The following is a 15,695-nucleotide window of genomic DNA, read 5'->3' as shown; positions in this document are numbered from 1 at the left end:
ACGAACATGAAGGTGAAGCAGTGACCCGCCGCGACAGCATCCGCAGCATCGACACCCTGGTCCGCCTGCGCGGCACGGAAGTGGACAAATTGCAGACCGAACTGGCGCGCCAGGAAGCCACGCGCGCGCGCTACCAGGCCAACCTCGAGCGCCTGACCGCGCTGGCCGAAGGCAGCGGCGCTTCGGGCAGCAGCGCGGGCAAAGGCGCGGCCGGCCGCCTGGCGCCGGCGCTGGCACTGAACTGCGGACAGTACAAACAGGCCGTGTTCGCGCTGGCCGATACCCACCGTACCGACCTCCAGCTGCACGAGGCGAACATGGCGGTATCGCAGCGCAACCTGGCACAGGCGTGGACGCGCCGCGAACTGCTCGGCAAGGTGCTCGAGCAACAGCAGGACGCCCTGGCGCGCGAGCAGGACCGCGCGAGCAGGAAGCGTGAAGACGAGATCGCCACCCAATCGTGGCTGGCGGGCCGGGCGTAACACCCGCTCATCAAGGAGAACCAAATGGCAGGCATCAGCAATACCTACGATCCAACGAGTACCGCGCAAGCCATGGCGGAAAGCTTCACGTCCGGACGCCAGACGATCCTCACGCGCCAGACGCAGACGGCCAGCGCCACCGAAAAAGCCCTGGGCACGCTCGGTTCGGCCCTGAATACCTTCCAGAGCAGCCTGCTGGCCATGACCGGTGTGAACAAGACGATCTCGGCCTACAGCGCGGCCTTCAGCGACACGAGCGTGGCCAGCGCCACGGCGGGCGCGACCGCGACCGCGGGCAGCTACGCGTTTTTTGTGAAGCAGGTCGCGAGCGCGCAGAAGCTGTCGTACTCCAGCATGAGCGACTTCGCCGGCCAGGGCTCGCTGACCCTGGGTGCCGGTAGCAATTCGTTCACGCTGCAGCTGAACACGAAGCCCAACTGGAGCGTGCGCGACCTGGCCGCCGCGATCAATGCCGCGCCAGGCAACACCAGCGTATCGGCCTCGGTGGTCAGCACCGGCATCGTCAACGGCGTGCCCACGTCGGAACTGGTGCTGACCTCGAAGCAGACGGGCGCGGACAACGCGATTTCGCTCTCGACCAGCGGTGTCGACGCCAACCTGGCAACGCGCCTGGGCGCGCCGGCCGAGCTGGCGAAACCCCTGGACGCCATCGTGAACGTCGGCTCCGAAGCGGGCACCGAGATTCGCCAGGCCAGCAACACCCTGAACGTGATCGACGGCGTCACCATGACGCTGTCGAAAGCGCAAACCACCGGCAGCGCGCCGGTGACGCTCACCGTGGCCACCGATCCGTCGAAGACGACGTCGAACGCGCAAGCTTTTGTGGACGCCTACAACAAGCTCAAATCCGCGATCGACGGCCTGGTCAGCCCTGGCGATCCGACCGCGGGCGACGCTGCCGGTGCATTCTCCGGCGACAGTGGCGTGCGGGCCCTGCGCGATCGCCTGGTGGGCATGTTGCGCGGCAGCGGCAGCACGAGTCTTGCCAGTTTCGGCATCCTCGCGGCGCGCGACGGTAGCTTGAGCCTGGACAGCGCGCGCATGACGAAGGCCCTGGCAACCAATCCGACCGGCCTCGATACGCTGATCGGCAGCACCGCCGCCGGCAGTACCAGCGGCATCGCCGGCCAGCTCGACTCCTACCTGAAGCTGTGGACCAACAGCGCGGATGGCCAGATCGGCCGCCGCAAGGAAGTGGTCGGCAAACTGCAGGGCGACTTGACGGAACGCCAAACCGCCCTCGACAGACAGTATGACAGCGCCTACAAGCGCTACCTGACGCAGTTCACCCAACTGCAGTCCGTTCAAAGCAGTATGTCCTATAACACCTCGCTGTTCGACGCTTTGTTCAGCAGCAGCAAAGACTAAACTCATAGCCATGTCCTATCAAGAAGCCTACGGCAATTATCACGCTGTCAATCTCGATTCGCAGACCTCGCGCGCGACCCCGGTCGAGCTGGTGCTGCTGCTTACCGACGGCCTGCTCGACGAACTGGCACGCGCACGCGGCCACATCGTCGGCAAGCGCTACGAGCAAAAAGCCGCCAGCATCGACAAGTGCTGCGAAATCATCAACGGCCTGTCCAGCTCGCTCGACTTCGAGGGCGGCGGCGAGGTCGTGGCCAACCTCGCCAGCCTCTACGACTTCTGCTCGGCACGCCTGCAAGGCGCCGGCATCAAGATGGATCCGGCCATGGTCGACGAAGTGGTCGGCGTCCTGAGCACGATCCGCCAGGGCTGGCAGGGCGTACAGGCGCGCAATGCCTAGGAGCGCGGCAATCGGCAAGCTGGCCCTGGCCTTCGACCAGGCCGGCGCCGCGCGCGACTGGGAGCGCCTGGACGCGCTGGCCCGGGCGCTCGGTCCCCAACTGGCCGCATGGAAAGCGCGCGGTCCGTGGACGGCTGCCGAGCTGAAGGCGCTGGCGCAACTGCGCATCGCCCACGACAGCGCCGCGGCGGGCTGCGGCGACGCGCTGGCAAGCCTCGGCGCCCGCCTTGCCGAGATGCGTAACAACAAGGATGGCTGGATCGCGTATGCGCTCGCCAGCGAGAACGAACCGGCCGGACAACACGAATGAACCTGACTTTGACTTCCCTGAACGCCGCCACCGCCGCCAAGCCGGCTGCAAACGCTCCCGCGAACGAGGCTGCGGCCCCTGCCCGGCGCAGGAGCGCGCGGCTGCCGTCCCCGCGCAGGCCGGCGACGCGGCGCAGCAAGCCCCGCTCCAGCCGGCGCGCGCCTTTGCGCAATGGCTGGGCCTGGACCAGGCTGCGCCGGCCGCCGATGCGGAAATTCCGCTCGCGGACACCGCGCTGCCCGCTACCGAAACGCCGGCTGACGAGCAGCAACCGGCCGCCGACGCCGCCCTGCTGGGCGCGATGTCGATGGCAATGCCCTTGATGCCCGTGGCCCAGGCCACGCTGGCCGCGGTCGTGGCCGCCCTGCCGGGCGCACCGGCAGCGAAAGAATCGAAGCCGTCGCCCGACGCCGGCATGTCGCTGGCGGACACCGGCGAAGGCGCACGCAAGGCCTTCGCCGGGGTTGCCGGCAAGCCGGCACTGCCGGCCGCGCCGGCGCTGGCAGTGCTGCCACCGGTCCAGGCTGCGGTACCAGCCACGGCTGCGGCAGCACCGGCCCCGGTGGCAGCTGCCGGTACGGGTACCGGCGGCGACACCTGGCCGCAAGCGATGCCGCGCAGGAGCAGGCGGCACCGATCGCCGAGCGTTCGCCCGCGGGCAGCTTCGGCGTGGCGGCACCTGCGCCGGCGCCTGGCGGCCAGCGCAGCGCCGATACGGTCACCCTGTCCGGTCCGCCGACCGCATGGCGCCAGACGCTGCAGGAAGCCCTCGGCGAGCGCCTCCAGCTGCAGGTCGGCAAGGGCGCGGAGCAAGCCGTGATTCGTCTCGAACCACCGATGCTGGGCCGCGTCGAGATCGCGATCCGCCACAGCGCCGGTTCGCTCGAGGTGAACATCTCGGCCACCCACGGCGAAGTGCTGCGCCAGCTGCAGACGGTCAGCGAAAATCTGCGCAGCGACCTGGCCCAGCGCCAGTTCACGGACGTTGCCGTCAACGTCGCCCCTGCCCCGCGCGGCGCCAACGCGACGCCGCAGTTCGCGGGCGACGGCAGCGACCGCGGCCGCCAGCAGGATGGCCGCGAGCAGGAACACATGCCGGGCAATGCCCTGGCCGAAGCCAACACCGGCGCGTCATCGTTCTCCCTGAACGGCCGCGCGTAATTACCAACTGACAGAACAATGAACAGCAAGCTCAAGATGATCATCGGCGTCGTTGCCGTCGCGCTGGTCAGCGCCGGTGCCGCCGGTGGCGCGATGTGGTGGATGAATGCCCAGGAAGCCCATGCGGCGCCGGCCGAGGGCAAATCCGCCCACGCCGAACCGAAGAAGAAGGAAAAGTCGGACAAGCCGGTCAAGTACATCACCCTCGACAAGGTGATCGTGATGCTCAAGCGCGGCCAGAACGAAGCGACGACCCACTACCTGTCGACCGACCTGGTGCTGTCCACCGACGAGGAGCGCGAGAAGGAAGCGAAAGACCATCTGCCGCTGCTGCGCTCGATTGTGGTGCGCGCGCTTTCGAACCACACGATGGCGGAAGCCTCGTCGATGTCGGTCGAGCAGTACGCCGCCCAGCTGAACAAGACTTTCGATGCCAATTATGCTGCCGAGGACCGCGAGAAGCCCTTCGACGAAGTCATGATCGGCAAGCTGATCGTTGAATAAATCCGGGGACCACGTGGCCTATTTTGCCGATTACGCCGACAGCGCCAGCGCCAGCGAGTACACGCAGGCTGCGGCCGCCGCCAGCATGAGCCCGCGCGAGGAGCAGCGTCACCTGGTGGCCTATGCGCCGCTGGTGAAGCGCATCGTGCGCCAGCTGAACTCGCAGCAGTCGGGCGCGATGTCGCGCGAAGACATGGAACAGATCGGGCTGATGGGCTTGCTCGAGGCGCTGCGCCGCTACGGCGAGCCCGACACCGGCTTCGGCAGCTTCGCCTCGCTGCGCATCCGCGGCGCCATCCTCGACGAGCTGCGCCGCCAGGACTGGCGTCCGCGCGGCGTGCGCCAGGATGCGCACCGCCTGCGCGACAGCATCCGCGCCCTGACCCGTTCGCTGGGCCGCGAGCCGACGCCGCAGGAAGCGGCCGATGCACTCGGGATCAGCCAGGAAGACTATTACCAGCACCTGCTCGACGACAGCGCCGAAGAGATGCTGAGCTTCGACGAAGTGCTGCAGGAAGCGACCGAGCAGGCGCACAGCGCGCCCGGCCCGGAAGAATCGCTGATGGTGCGCCGCAGCCTCGAGCAGGCGCTCGGCGCCCTGAACGAGCGCGAGCAGCGCGTCATCCAGATGATCTATGAGTTCGAGCTCAGCTACAAGGAAATCGCCGCCGTGCTCGACTTGTCGGACGCCCGCGTCTGCCAGCTCAACAAGAGCGCGCTGACCAAGATGAAGGCGGCCCTCGGGACGCGCTAACAAAAGAGAACAAATGTACCTCCTCCAGAAAGGCCTGTCATGCAGCAACTCCTAGGTATTTTCATCGTGCTCGGCTGCGTGTTCGGCGGCTTCGCGCTGATGGGCGGCACGGTCACTGCGATCTGGCATCCGGTCGAGATCCTGATCATCGTCGGCGCCGCCTTCGGTGCGCTGGTGATCGGCAACGAAAAGCACGTGCTGACCGAGATGCTGCACCAGCTCAAGAAGATCGCCTCGCGCACCAAGCACGACTCGGAATTCCAGCGCCAGCTGCTGCTCTTGATGTACGAACTGCTGCAACTGGCCGCCGGCGGCCTGAAGGCGCTCGACGCCCACGTCGAGGCACCGAGGGACAGCGCCATCTTCCAGCGCTACCCGCGCATCCTGGACGAGCCGAAGCTGCTGGCTTTCATCGTCGACAATTTCCGCCTGATGGCGATGGGCAAGATCAACGCGCACGAACTGGAAGGCGTGCTCGAGCAGGAACTGGAAGCCATCCACGAGGAACTCACCCAGCCGTCGAAGTCGCTGCACAAGATCGCCGAAGGCATGCCGGGTTTCGGCATCCTGGCGGCCGTGCTGGGCATCGTGATGGCGATGTATTCGGTCTCGGGCGGCGCGGATTCGGGCCTGATCGCCGAGAAGGTTGGCGCGGCGATGGTCGGTACCTTCATCGGTATCTTCTTCTGCTACGGCCTGCTCGACCCGATCTCGAACATGATGAAACAGCTGGTCAATGGCGAGGCGTCGACGATGGAGACCGTGAAGGTCGTGCTGTGCACCCACGTGGCCGGGAAACCCGCGCTGCTGGCGATCGACGCCGGCCGCCGCCTGATCCAGTTGAACACCAAGCCGAGCTTCGCCCAGCTGGAACAGTGGATCAACGCCATGGGAGGCGAGGACGAGTCGCAGAACAAGCGCCGCCGCAACAGCGACCGGATGACGGGGTAAAGCGTGTCCAAGCTGAACGACAAGCACCACGGCGAAACCATCGTCAAGCGCGGCGGCGGCAAGCACGACCACGACGAGCACGGCGGCGCCTGGAAAGTCGCCTTCGCCGACTTTTGCCTGGCCCTGCTGTCGCTGTTCCTGGTGCTGTGGCTGATGGCCGCGCGCGAGAAGGAAGCGGTCCAGGCCATGATGCGCGACGCCGCTGCCGGCCAGCTCGAAGGCCCGGGCAAGCGCCCGGAAATCTCCAGCAATCCGAGCGGCAGCCTGATCGAGCGTTTCCCGACCATGCATGACGGTTCCGGTCCGGGCAAGGAAGCGGGCGAGGCTGGCGCAGACGGCGCCGCGCGCGTATCCTACGATTCGCCAAGCGACCTGAAGGCGCTGTCGAAGAAGCTGGAAAAGATGAGCGAGGAAGCTGGCCTGGCCTCGAACCTGGAAACGACCGTGACGCCCTTCGGCCTGCGCGTGATGCTGCACGACACCGACAAGCAAGGCATGTTCATGCGCGGCAGCGCCCTGCCGACCGGGCGCTTCGCGCGCCTGCTGCAGCAAATGGGGCCGCTGTTCGCACAGATGGAAAACCAGATGCTGGTCGTCGGCCATACCGACTCGGTGCAGTACATGTTCGCCCAGAAGACGGGCATGTCGAACTGGACCCTGTCCACCAACCGCGCGATGGCCGCGCGCGCCCAGCTGCTCACCGGCGGCATGCGCCCCGACAGCGTGCTGCAGGTGGTCGGCATGGCCGACCGGGCGCCGCTCGACAGCGAACACACCGACGCGGACGTGAACCGCCGCATCGAACTGATGATCCTGACGCGCAAGCAATCGCGCACCGTGGCAGGCATGTTTGGCGCGCCCGGCGCGACCGAAGAGCTGGTCGACGGCGTGTCGGTCAGCGCGCCTGGCAAGGACGCGAACGAACGCGACGCGGCCACGCTGCGCGGCCAATTGGCGAAGTAACCATGACGATTCAATCGAAAAACCGAGGTACCCGCATGAAAATCACTGGAAACGGCGCATCCATCATGACGCCCGCAGTCGGCGCCACCGCCCCCGTGGCGGCACCTGCCGAAGCGGCACCGAGCACCCCGAGCGCGGCAACGGGCAGCGCTTCCCCGCTGCAGTCGAGCGTGCTGCAGCCGGCCACCGAGGCCCTGCGCAGCATGCCCGAATTCGACGCCGCCCGCGTGGCCGAACTGCGCGACGCGCTGGCCAAGGGCGAGCTGCCCTTCGACGCGAAGCGCCTGGCCGGCATGATCCAGCGCTTCCACGGAGGCCGTTGATGACGGCTGCAACCCCGGCAGCGCCGCGCCTGACGCGCCAGGGAGCGGTCGCCGCTCTCGTCGCCGGCGTCGCACAGGATCTGCACGCCGCGGCGGAGATCCACGCCCTGCTCGAGCGCCAGTTCCAGGCCGCCCTGCGCCATCGCGGTGCCGAGCTGGCCCAGCTGGCCGAGGAACTCACGCCGGCGCTGGACGCGATGGATGCGCGCCGCCGCCAGCGCGTGGCGCTGGTGCGCGCCCTGCACGGTCCTGACGCCACGATGGCGACCTTCATCGCCACCCAGCCCGAACCCGGCCGTGCCACGCTGGCGGCGAATTGGGGCGAGCTGGAACGGCTGGTGGTCGCCTGCAAGGGCGCGACCACGCGCAACGGCAACCTGCTGGCCGAGCAATTCACCACCATGCAGCGCGTGCTGCACGGCGGAGACGGTACCTATGCGCCACGCTGAGTTTTCGACAACGCCGCTGTCGGCCACGTTGCCCACCACGTCCACCCGCCCGACGGCGGCCATCGGCGGCGGCAGCGGATTCGCCAGCACTTTCAGTGCCCTGCAGGGCGAGGTGGCGGAATTCATCCAGAACGGCGGCGGCGCCTCGGCACCCGCCCCTGCGCCGGGTTTGACCGCCGAAGGCAGCCTCTGGCGTGCCCGCAGCGAGGCTTCCGTGCTGGCCGCGCCGGAAACCGAGGGCGACGGCGCCGCCAGCGGCGACCAGCAGGCTTTCCTCGACAGCATCGCGCCCTGGCCCGGGAAGCCGCCGGCAAGCTCGGCGTTGCACCGGAACTGGTGCAGGCCCATGCCGCGCTCGAATCGGGCTGGGGCCAGCGCCCGATCCGCAACGCCGACGGCGCCACCAGCCACAACCTGTTCGGCATCAAGGCCGGCAGCAAGTGGGAGGGCGCGGTCAGCGAGACCGCGACCACCGAGTATGTCGGCGGCGCGGCGATCAAGACAAGTGCACGCTTCAAGGCCTATCCGGACGCGGCCAGCGCCTTCCGCGACTACACGAAGATGCTGCTCGATAACCCGCGTTATCGTGGCGCGATCGGCACCGGCAACGATGCCCACGCCTTTGCCCAGGGCCTGGCCAAGGGCGGCTATGCCACCGATCCCGCCTACGCCACGAAGCTGGCGCGCCTGGCGGACAAGTTGCAGGGGATCGGCGGCTGATCGTTACAAGCGCATCGTTACTGGCTGGTGCGCGGCATGTCGACCGGTTCCACCGTTCCCGGCGCGCTGACCCGCATGCGCAGCGTCTGCCCGCTCGAATTGTTACGTACCCGCACGACCGCCCCGCGCGCACCCGCATCGAGTGCTTCGCCGGCCGTGCTGACCTCGATGCCTTCGATGCGCGCAATCATCACCACGGCATCGCCACGCTTGACCAGGACGGGTGCCGTGAGCGAATTGTTACGTAGAACGTCGCCCGCGCGCAACATTCTGCGGCTGGTTTGTCCTACTGCGTCACTTGGGTTCACCACAGGATCGGGAATGCTGGTAATCTCACGTTGCCCTACGGTAACATGCGTTTCAGTGAGCACTTCGTTGGCGGCAACCGGCACCGCGGTCAGGACGACCGACGCGAAAACGCGGGCCCGGACGATGTATTCCTGGCGCGCGGCGCCGGCCTGGGGGCAGCGCACACCGAAGCGCATGCGGATGGCCTGGCGGGTATCGATGGTATCGACCTCGACCGGCCCGGAACAGGCAGGTGCCACCCGCGGCGGCACGACGGTCAGCTCGAAACGGGCGTCGGCAAGGCCGGAAGCAGCGGTCTGCTTCTCGAGCTCGGCGCGGGCAGCCTCTTCGACCTGGCTGGCGATGCTCGGCGCGGCGGACGGCGCAGCGAACGCAGGCAAGGACACCGGCAACAAGGCCGACAACAACGCGACTGAGCGGACAGTACGAAAAATCATTGCAGCAACCTTGGCAATCGACGATTTACCCATTCTAACGAAACACACCGCAGCACAGCGACGGAGGATCGAACATGACGATTAATTTTAAGGAAGCCCTCGGAGTCCACGCGGACGCGCTGCATGTGCGCGCCGAACGGACCCGCGTGCTGGCCGCGAACATCGCCAACGAGAACACGCCAGGCTACACGGCGCGCGACCTTGACTTCGGCGCCGCCCTGCAACAGCGCATCGACGAGGAAGCCGGCGAAGCGACGCTGTCGACCGACGCCGAGGCCCTGTACCGCGTGCCCTTCCACCCCAGCGCCGATGGCAACACCGTCGAAATCGGCGTCGAACAGGCCGCGTTTTCGCAGAACGCATCCGACTTCCAGACCAGCCTTACCTTCATCAACATGAAGCTGCGCGGGCTGCAAAAAGCAATCAGTGGCCAAGGCTAAACAAGCGGACATCGACATATGAGCTTCAAGGATATCTCCAACATTGCCGGTTCCGCGATGGCCGCCCAGTCGGTGCGCCTGAACACGATCGCCTCGAACCTGGCCAACGCCGACACCGCCGCGCCTTCCGAGGCCGAAGCCTACCGCGCCCGCAAACCCGTCTTCGCCGCCGTCATGGAAAACGATGCGGGCGGCCGCGTGCAGGTGCTCGACGTCGTGCAGAGCGCCGACCCGGTGCGCAAGGTCTACGAGCCGGGCAACCCGCTGGCCGACACCGAAGGCATGGTCGTCTATTCGAACGTGAACTCGGTCGCCGAAATGGCCGACATGATGTCCGCCTCGCGCGCCTTCGAGACCAATGTCGAGGTGCTGGGCCGGATCAAATCGATGCAGCAGTCGCTGCTGAAACTGGGCGAAGGCTGAGCTCAAGAGGATGACAATGCTGACCAATAACGCCATCGCAGGCGCGAACAACACCGCCGCCACCGGCTTTGATCCCGTCTCGGCCAGCGCCGACGTCTCCGCCAACAAGGACATGTTCACCAAGCTGCTCGTCGCCCAGATCCGCAACCAGGATCCGCTGGCCCCGTCCGACCCGAGCCAGTTCGTCAACCAGCTCTCGCAGCTGTCCCAGACCGAGGCCCTGCAAAGCCTGTCGAAGACCACCAGCGCCAGCGCCAGCGTCCTGCAAAGCATGCAGGTGCTGGCCATGGGCGGCCAGGTCGGATCGCAAGTCACCGTCGCCACCGACCGTGTGCGCGTCGACGGCAAGGCGATCAGCGCCAGCATCAATTTGCCGTCCGCCGGCGCGACCAATGTCGTGCTGACCGGCGCCGATGGCCAGAATCATTCGGTGTCGCTGCCCTTCCATGCGGCCGGCACCCGGGTTTCACGATCGATCCGGGCGCGCTGGGACTGGCGCCGGGCAGCTATGCGATCGCGGCCCGGACCACCGAGGGCGCGGCTGTCGGTGTGGAAGTCGCCGGCACTGTGAGCAGCGTGCGCCTGTCGGGCAGCGGTTCCGTCGTATTGCAGGTGGAAGGTGTCGGCGCAGTCGACCCGGCCGCCATCACTGGTTTCAACGGCAAGGCCGCCGAGCTGGCCTCCAACTAATTCAAGGATAGACAGTCATGAGTTTCAATATCGCCCTCTCCGGTATCCAGGCCATCAACGAGCAGCTGGAAGCCGTTTCGAACAACATCGCCAACTCGAGCACCTACGGCTTCAAGAGCAGCCGCGCCAACTTCGCCGCCATGTATGCGGGCGAGCAGGCAACGGGCGTCTCGGTCGGCTCGCTGACCCAGAACATCGAACTGAACGGCTCGGTCGAATCGACCGGCCGCTCGCTCGACGCCGCCATCGACGGCCGCGGCTTCTTCGTCAGCCGCGACACCACCGGCGCCGTCTCGTACAGCCGCGTCGGCATCTTCGCCGCCGACAATGCCGGCAACCTGGTCGACGCCGCCGGCCGCAAGGTGCAGGGTTATGGCCCGACCGTGAACGGCACCCTCGGTACCATGGGCGACATCAAGATCCCGACCGGCCAGATCGCCGCCTCGGCATCGACCGGCGTGAATTTCGTCGGCAACCTGTCGGCCGACTGGAAAGCACCGACCACCACCACCTTCGACAGCACCGACCCGTCGAGCTACAACATGGTCAAGCAATCGGTCCTGTACGATTCGCTCGGCACCCAGCACACCGTGTCGCAGTACTTCGTCAAGCAGGCCGGCAGCAACCAGGTGGCCGTGCACTACGGCTTCGACGGCGCGGCACCAGCGACTGCCGGCACCCTGAGCTTCGATGGCAAGGGCCAGCTGACCAGCGCCGCCAAGAGCGGCACCCTGACCCTGAACACGGCCAACGGCTCCGACCCGATCGCCTTCACGATCGACTACACCGGCACCACCCAGTTCGCCGGCGAAGCGACCACCACGACCAACAGCACCGACGGCTATGCCTCGGGCACCTATGTCGGCGTCGAGCTGGCTGGTGACGGTTCGGTCGTCGCCCGCTACAGCAACGAACAGAAGCAGACCGTCGGCACCATCGCCCTGGCCACCTTCGCCAACGAAGGCGCCCTGACCGCCACCAGCGAAACGAGCTGGCAGGCGAATGCCGCTTCGGGCCTGGCGCTGTACGGCACCCCGGGCGCAGGCCTGTCGGGCAAGTTGAATACCGGCGCACTGGAAGGCTCGAACGTCGACATCACCTCCGAACTCGTCGGCCTGATGACCTCGCAGCGCAACTACCAGGCGAACTCGAAAGTCATCACCACCGAAAACCAGATGATGCAGTCGCTGATGCAGGCACTGTAAGACCGGACCAGGACTGAACACGCATGGATAAACTGATCTTCACCGCCGTCTCCGGCGCCGAACACACGCTGCGTGCCCAGCAGGTCCACGCGAACAACCTGGCCAATATGGACACGGCCGGCTTTCGCGCGAACCTGGAACTGGTCTCGACCCAGTCGCTCGGCGGCTACGGCTACGATGACGTGCACATGGCGAAAACGCAGGCCGACGCCATCTCGGCCAAGCCGGGCACGATCCGTGAAACCGGCCGTCCGCTCGACGTGGCGATCAATGGCAACGGCTACTTCGCGGTCGAATTCGGCGGCCAGGAAGCCTATACGCGCGCCGGCACCATCGACATCGATGCCAACGGCGCGCTGTCGGTGGCGGGCCGCCCGCTGCTCGGCGACGGCGGCCCGATCGTGCTGCCGCCCCACTCCGCCGTGGAGATCGGTACCGACGGTACGATTTCCGTGATGGGCGAAGGCGCAACCACGATGCAGGTGATCGACAAGCTGCGCCTGGTAACGGCCGAAGGCCCGGAACTGACCAAGAACGAGGCCGGCCTGATCGTCTCGCGGAGTGGCGATCAATTGCAGGGTGACCCGAACATCACCGTGCGCTCGCGCGCCCTGGAAGGCAGCAACGTCTCGGCCATCGAAGAGATGGTGGCGACGATGGCGCTGAACCGCAGTTTCGAAATGCAGATGAAGCTGTTCCAGGCCAGTGACAAGATGAACGAGGTAGGTAACCGTCTAATCGGCGCTTAAAAGCCCTGCCCTCCGCGGCATCATAGCGTTTGGAAATACAAGGAGAAGTTCATGAATCCAGCAATGTGGATCAGCAAGACCGGCGTGCAGGCGCAAGACGCCAAGCTGCAGGCGATCGCCAACAACCTGGCCAACGTCAACACCGTCGGCTTCAAGCGCGACCGCGTCGTCTTCGAAGACCTGCACTACCAGGTCGATACGCAACCGGGTGCGCAGAGTGCCGACAACACGGTCTCGAACGGCGTCCAGCTCGGTAACGGCACGCGCCTGGTCGGCACCCAGAAGGTGTTCACCAACGGCAGCCTGCAAACGACCAGCCAGCAGCTCGACGTCGCCATTTCCGGCAACGGCTTCCTGCAGGTGCGCCGCCCGAACGGCGATGCCGCCTTCACCCGCGCCGGCCAGCTGCAGCTCGACGCCAACGGTACCCTGGTCAATGCCCGGGGCCTGCCGCTGGTGCCGCAGATCACCGTCCCGAACAACGCCACCGCGATCACCATTGCCGAAAACGGCACCGTCTCGGCCACGATTCCCGGCCAGGCCGCACCGACTGAACTCGGCGCGCTGACGCTCACCGGCTTCGTCAACCCGACCGGCCTGCTGGCTCTCGGCGAAAACCTGTTCTCGGAAACGGCCGCCAGCGGCGCGCCAACCGAAGGCCGTCCGGGCGATGGCGCCCTCGGCAAACTGAAACAGGGTGCGCTCGAAGGCTCGAACGTGCAGGTCGTCGAAGAAATGGTCGACATGATCGCTGCCCAGCGTACCTACGAGATGAATACCAAGGTGCTGTCCGCCGCCGACAACATGCTGCAGTACCTGGCACAGGCGGCGCGCTGATGAAGGGTGCGAGCATCGCGGCAACCGTCCTTGCCCTTCTGCTTGCCGGTTGTGCGTCGACCGCGCCGAAAGTGGCGGCAGTCGACGAAGCACCGGTGCCGGTCGCACCAACCGCTTCGCGTGGCGTATCCGGCGGCGTGTTCAGCAGCGACGCGCTGTCGCTGACCTCGGATGCGCGTGCCTACCGCGTCGGCGACGTCGTCACCGTGATCCTGCAGGAGACCACCCAGGCCAGCAAGCGCGCCGGGACCAGCTTCAGCAAGGGCTCCTCGGTCGGCGTGACGCCGCTGGGCGTGCTGGGCAAGACCTTCGGCAAGACCGGGGTCGACATCTCGGCTGATCGCAGCTTCTCGGGCGACTCGACCAGCACCCAGCAGAACGCCCTGTCCGGCGCCCTGACCGTGATCGTGCAGGAAGTGCTGCCCAACGGCCTGTTGCGCGTGGCCGGCGAAAAGAACATGACCCTGAACCAGGGCGAGGAATTCGTCCGCCTGAAGGGCTATGTGCGCGCCGCCGATGTCGATGCCGAGAACCAGGTGTCGTCGCTGCGCGTGGCCAATGCCCGCATCGCGTATTCGGCGAAAGGCGTGCTGGCCGATGCCAACTCCGCCGGATGGTTGACCCGCTTCTTCACGGGTCCCTTGATGCCGTTTTAACCCAGGAATGACATGATTCAGTTTCGCCGTCTTGCCCTCCTCAGCCGTATCATGTTCGCCGCCGCGCTCGCCCTGAGCGCGGCCGTGCCCGCGCAGGCCGCCCAGGCGCTGCGCAATCTGGTCAGTATCGAGGGCGTGCGCGAGAATCCCCTGGTCGGCTATGGCCTCGTCGTCGGCCTGAATGGCTCGGGCGACTCGACCCAGGTGAAGTTCGCCAGCCAGTCGGTGCTGAACATGCTCAAGCAATTCGGCGTCAAGCTGCCGGAAGGGCAAGACGCGAAGAACAAGAACGTCGCGGCCGTCATGGTCTCGGCCGTGTTCCCGCCGGGCTACCGCCGCGGCCAGGCGATCGACATCACGGTGTCCTCGCTGGGCGACGCGAAAAGCCTGCGCGGCGGCACCCTGCTGCTGACGCAACTGCGCGCGGCCGACAACGAAGTCTATGCGCTGGCCCCGGGCAACCTGGTCGTCGGCGGCCTGTCGGCCTCCGGCAAGAGCGGCTCCTCGGTGACGGTGAACACCCCGACCACCGGCCGCGTCCCGAACGGCGCCATGATCGAACGCGAAATCGCCACCGATTTCGCCACCCGCCCGCAAGTGCTGCTGCGCCTGCGCCACCCGCATTTCGAAACGGCCACCAACGTCGTCGAAGCGATCAACCGAAAGTTTGGCCAGGTCGCCACCACCGCCGACGGTACCAGCGTCGAGGTCGTGGCACCAAGCGACCCGACCGCGCGCGTGGCATTCGTGGCCAAGCTGTCGAACCTGTCGGTGGAATCGGGCGTGGAAGTGCCGAAGGTCGTGTTCAACTCGCGCACCGGCACCGTCGTCATCGCCGACGGCCTGCGCGTGAAGTCGGCCGCCGTCACCCATGGTTCGCTGAAAGTCGTGATTTCCGAAAGCGCGAAGGTCAGCCAGCCGGGCCCGTTCTCGCGCGGCCAGACCGCGGTCACGCCGCAGTCGCAGGTGTCGGTGGACCAGGGTTCGGGCCAGATGTTCAAGTGGCCACCGGGCGCGAAGCTGCAGACCATCATCGACGTGGTCAACAGCCTCGGCGCTTCGCCGGACGACATCATGGCCATCCTGCAGGCACTCGACCAGGCCGGCGCCATCGAAGGCGAACTGGTGGTGATCTGATGCAGTTTGAAAACAAGCTCAATCCGCAGCTGCCGCGCGCCGGCGTGCTCAACACCGAGGCCGTCGCCCCGGCCGCCGAGGGCGCGCCCGATCCGGTCTACCTGGCGAAAGCCACCAAGGCCGCGGTCGAATTCGAAAGCTTCTTCATTTCGCAGATGCTCAAGGACATGCGCGCGACCACGCGCGAAATGGCCGACGAGGACAGCGTCTTCAAGGACCGCGTCAACCAGGACATGCAGGACATGGCCGATGGCATCCTCTCGAAGCAGATGGCCGGCCAGCGCGCCTTCGGCGTGGCCGATGCCATCCTGCGCCAGCTCGTGCCGAAAACAAATACCCCCGGCAACACTTAATAATCTGAAGCAGTCGGTCGCCTATTTACAGGTAGACCCCTGATTCTCCAGAA

At 66.5% G+C, this 15,695-nt stretch carries 24 protein-coding genes; 23 read left to right on the top strand and 1 reads right to left on the bottom strand.

The annotated features are described in order from the left end of the window. The first annotated feature begins 20 nt into the window (after positions 1–20). The 13 genes from fliJ (at position 21) to G4G28_RS28030 (ending at position 8,406) form a co-directional block, all read left to right on the top strand. Positions 21–482, top strand: coding sequence for a flagellar export protein FliJ (gene fliJ, locus G4G28_RS06350; RefSeq protein WP_182991306.1), 462 nt, complete (start codon positions 21–23; stop codon positions 480–482). 24 nt (positions 483–506) lie between these two features. After that, positions 507–1,871: a flagellar filament capping protein FliD gene (gene fliD / locus G4G28_RS06345; RefSeq protein WP_182991305.1), complete on the top strand. Its 1,365-nt coding sequence runs from the start codon at positions 507–509 to the stop codon at positions 1,869–1,871. 10 nt (positions 1,872–1,881) lie between these two features. After that, on the top strand, positions 1,882–2,271 hold the full coding sequence (gene fliS / locus G4G28_RS06340) for a flagellar export chaperone FliS (protein ID WP_182991304.1): 390 nt from the start codon (positions 1,882–1,884) through the stop codon (positions 2,269–2,271). Continuing rightward, positions 2,264–2,581 (top strand): hypothetical protein, encoded by a 318-nt coding sequence (locus G4G28_RS06335; protein ID WP_182991303.1) that lies wholly within the window; start codon positions 2,264–2,266, stop codon positions 2,579–2,581. The genes fliS and G4G28_RS06335 overlap by 8 nt, the downstream gene beginning before the upstream one ends. Then, positions 2,538–3,401, top strand: coding sequence for a hypothetical protein (locus G4G28_RS25330; protein ID WP_229507912.1), 864 nt, complete (start codon positions 2,538–2,540; stop codon positions 3,399–3,401). The genes G4G28_RS06335 and G4G28_RS25330 overlap by 44 nt, the downstream gene beginning before the upstream one ends. Continuing rightward, the gene (locus tag G4G28_RS06330; protein ID WP_229507911.1) at positions 3,398–3,742 is read left to right on the top strand and encodes a flagellar hook-length control protein FliK; all 345 of its coding nucleotides are present in this window, start codon (positions 3,398–3,400) and stop codon (positions 3,740–3,742) included. The genes G4G28_RS25330 and G4G28_RS06330 overlap by 4 nt, the downstream gene beginning before the upstream one ends. Positions 3,743–3,760: 18 nt before the next feature. After that, positions 3,761–4,246, top strand: coding sequence for a flagellar basal body-associated protein FliL (fliL, locus tag G4G28_RS06325; RefSeq protein WP_182991301.1), 486 nt, complete (start codon positions 3,761–3,763; stop codon positions 4,244–4,246). A 13-nt stretch (positions 4,247–4,259) separates the two neighbouring features. Continuing rightward, positions 4,260–5,000 (top strand): FliA/WhiG family RNA polymerase sigma factor, encoded by a 741-nt coding sequence (locus tag G4G28_RS06320; protein WP_202033875.1) that lies wholly within the window; start codon positions 4,260–4,262, stop codon positions 4,998–5,000. A gap of 39 nt (positions 5,001–5,039) precedes the next feature. Continuing rightward, the gene (gene motA, locus G4G28_RS06315) at positions 5,040–5,951 is read left to right on the top strand and encodes a flagellar motor stator protein MotA (protein ID WP_182991300.1); all 912 of its coding nucleotides are present in this window, start codon (positions 5,040–5,042) and stop codon (positions 5,949–5,951) included. Positions 5,952–5,954: 3 nt separating this feature from the next. Further along, the gene (locus G4G28_RS06310) at positions 5,955–6,914 is read left to right on the top strand and encodes a flagellar motor protein MotB (RefSeq protein ID WP_182991299.1); all 960 of its coding nucleotides are present in this window, start codon (positions 5,955–5,957) and stop codon (positions 6,912–6,914) included. A gap of 35 nt (positions 6,915–6,949) precedes the next feature. Next, positions 6,950–7,237, top strand: a complete 288-nt coding sequence (gene flgM, locus G4G28_RS06305) for a flagellar biosynthesis anti-sigma factor FlgM (protein WP_182991298.1) — start codon at positions 6,950–6,952, stop codon at positions 7,235–7,237. Next, a complete protein-coding gene (gene flgN, locus G4G28_RS06300) occupies positions 7,237–7,686 on the top strand; it encodes a flagellar export chaperone FlgN (RefSeq protein ID WP_183108143.1) in 450 nt (149 codons plus the stop codon). The genes flgM and flgN overlap by 1 nt, the downstream gene beginning before the upstream one ends. 336 nt (positions 7,687–8,022) lie before the next feature. Beyond that, on the top strand, positions 8,023–8,406 hold the full coding sequence (locus G4G28_RS28030; RefSeq protein ID WP_308601860.1) for a glucosaminidase domain-containing protein: 384 nt from the start codon (positions 8,023–8,025) through the stop codon (positions 8,404–8,406). A gap of 17 nt (positions 8,407–8,423) precedes the next feature. Here G4G28_RS28030 and flgA read toward each other — a convergent pair whose 3' ends face one another. Beyond that, a complete protein-coding gene (gene flgA, locus G4G28_RS06290; protein ID WP_374011291.1) occupies positions 8,424–9,095 on the bottom strand; it encodes a flagellar basal body P-ring formation chaperone FlgA in 672 nt (223 codons plus the stop codon). Positions 9,096–9,226: 131 nt separating this feature from the next. Between flgA and flgB the strand changes: the two genes are divergently transcribed. Genes flgB through G4G28_RS06245 form a run of 10 tightly spaced genes read left to right on the top strand, consistent with a single transcriptional unit; the run spans position 9,227 to position 15,642 of the window. Next, positions 9,227–9,592 carry a flagellar basal body rod protein FlgB gene (gene flgB / locus G4G28_RS06285; RefSeq protein ID WP_182991296.1) on the top strand — a complete coding sequence of 122 codons (366 nt, stop codon included), beginning with the start codon at positions 9,227–9,229 and terminating at the stop codon, positions 9,590–9,592. A gap of 18 nt (positions 9,593–9,610) precedes the next feature. After that, positions 9,611–10,015, top strand: coding sequence for a flagellar basal body rod protein FlgC (gene flgC / locus G4G28_RS06280; protein WP_182991295.1), 405 nt, complete (start codon positions 9,611–9,613; stop codon positions 10,013–10,015). 16 nt (positions 10,016–10,031) lie between these two features. Beyond that, positions 10,032–10,586 (top strand): flagellar hook assembly protein FlgD, encoded by a 555-nt coding sequence (locus G4G28_RS06275; protein ID WP_229507910.1) that lies wholly within the window; start codon positions 10,032–10,034, stop codon positions 10,584–10,586. After that, positions 10,583–10,705 carry a hypothetical protein gene (locus G4G28_RS27415; RefSeq protein WP_267875273.1) on the top strand — a complete coding sequence of 41 codons (123 nt, stop codon included), beginning with the start codon at positions 10,583–10,585 and terminating at the stop codon, positions 10,703–10,705. The genes G4G28_RS06275 and G4G28_RS27415 overlap by 4 nt, the downstream gene beginning before the upstream one ends. A gap of 17 nt (positions 10,706–10,722) precedes the next feature. Further along, the gene (locus G4G28_RS06270; RefSeq protein WP_182991293.1) at positions 10,723–11,910 is read left to right on the top strand and encodes a flagellar hook protein FlgE; all 1,188 of its coding nucleotides are present in this window, start codon (positions 10,723–10,725) and stop codon (positions 11,908–11,910) included. A gap of 23 nt (positions 11,911–11,933) precedes the next feature. After that, a complete protein-coding gene (locus G4G28_RS06265; protein ID WP_182991292.1) occupies positions 11,934–12,659 on the top strand; it encodes a flagellar basal body rod protein FlgF in 726 nt (241 codons plus the stop codon). A 51-nt stretch (positions 12,660–12,710) separates the two neighbouring features. Continuing rightward, positions 12,711–13,496, top strand: coding sequence for a flagellar basal-body rod protein FlgG (gene flgG / locus G4G28_RS06260; protein WP_182991291.1), 786 nt, complete (start codon positions 12,711–12,713; stop codon positions 13,494–13,496). Further along, positions 13,496–14,152 carry a flagellar basal body L-ring protein FlgH gene (flgH, locus tag G4G28_RS06255; RefSeq protein WP_182991290.1) on the top strand — a complete coding sequence of 219 codons (657 nt, stop codon included), beginning with the start codon at positions 13,496–13,498 and terminating at the stop codon, positions 14,150–14,152. Before flgG ends, flgH begins: the two co-directional genes overlap by 1 nt. Positions 14,153–14,203: 51 nt before the next feature. Next, positions 14,204–15,289 carry a flagellar basal body P-ring protein FlgI gene (locus G4G28_RS06250; protein WP_183108437.1) on the top strand — a complete coding sequence of 362 codons (1,086 nt, stop codon included), beginning with the start codon at positions 14,204–14,206 and terminating at the stop codon, positions 15,287–15,289. Next, positions 15,289–15,642, top strand: a complete 354-nt coding sequence (locus G4G28_RS06245) for a rod-binding protein (protein ID WP_182991289.1) — start codon at positions 15,289–15,291, stop codon at positions 15,640–15,642. Before G4G28_RS06250 ends, G4G28_RS06245 begins: the two co-directional genes overlap by 1 nt. Positions 15,643–15,695 lie beyond the last annotated feature (53 nt).

Origin of the sequence: Massilia sp. Dwa41.01b (assembly GCF_014171775.1) — a bacterium.
GTDB lineage: Bacteria > Pseudomonadota > Gammaproteobacteria > Burkholderiales > Burkholderiaceae_D > Telluria.
Note: the sequence above shows the minus strand (reverse complement) of the source record. Positions and strands in the feature narration are given on the sequence as shown.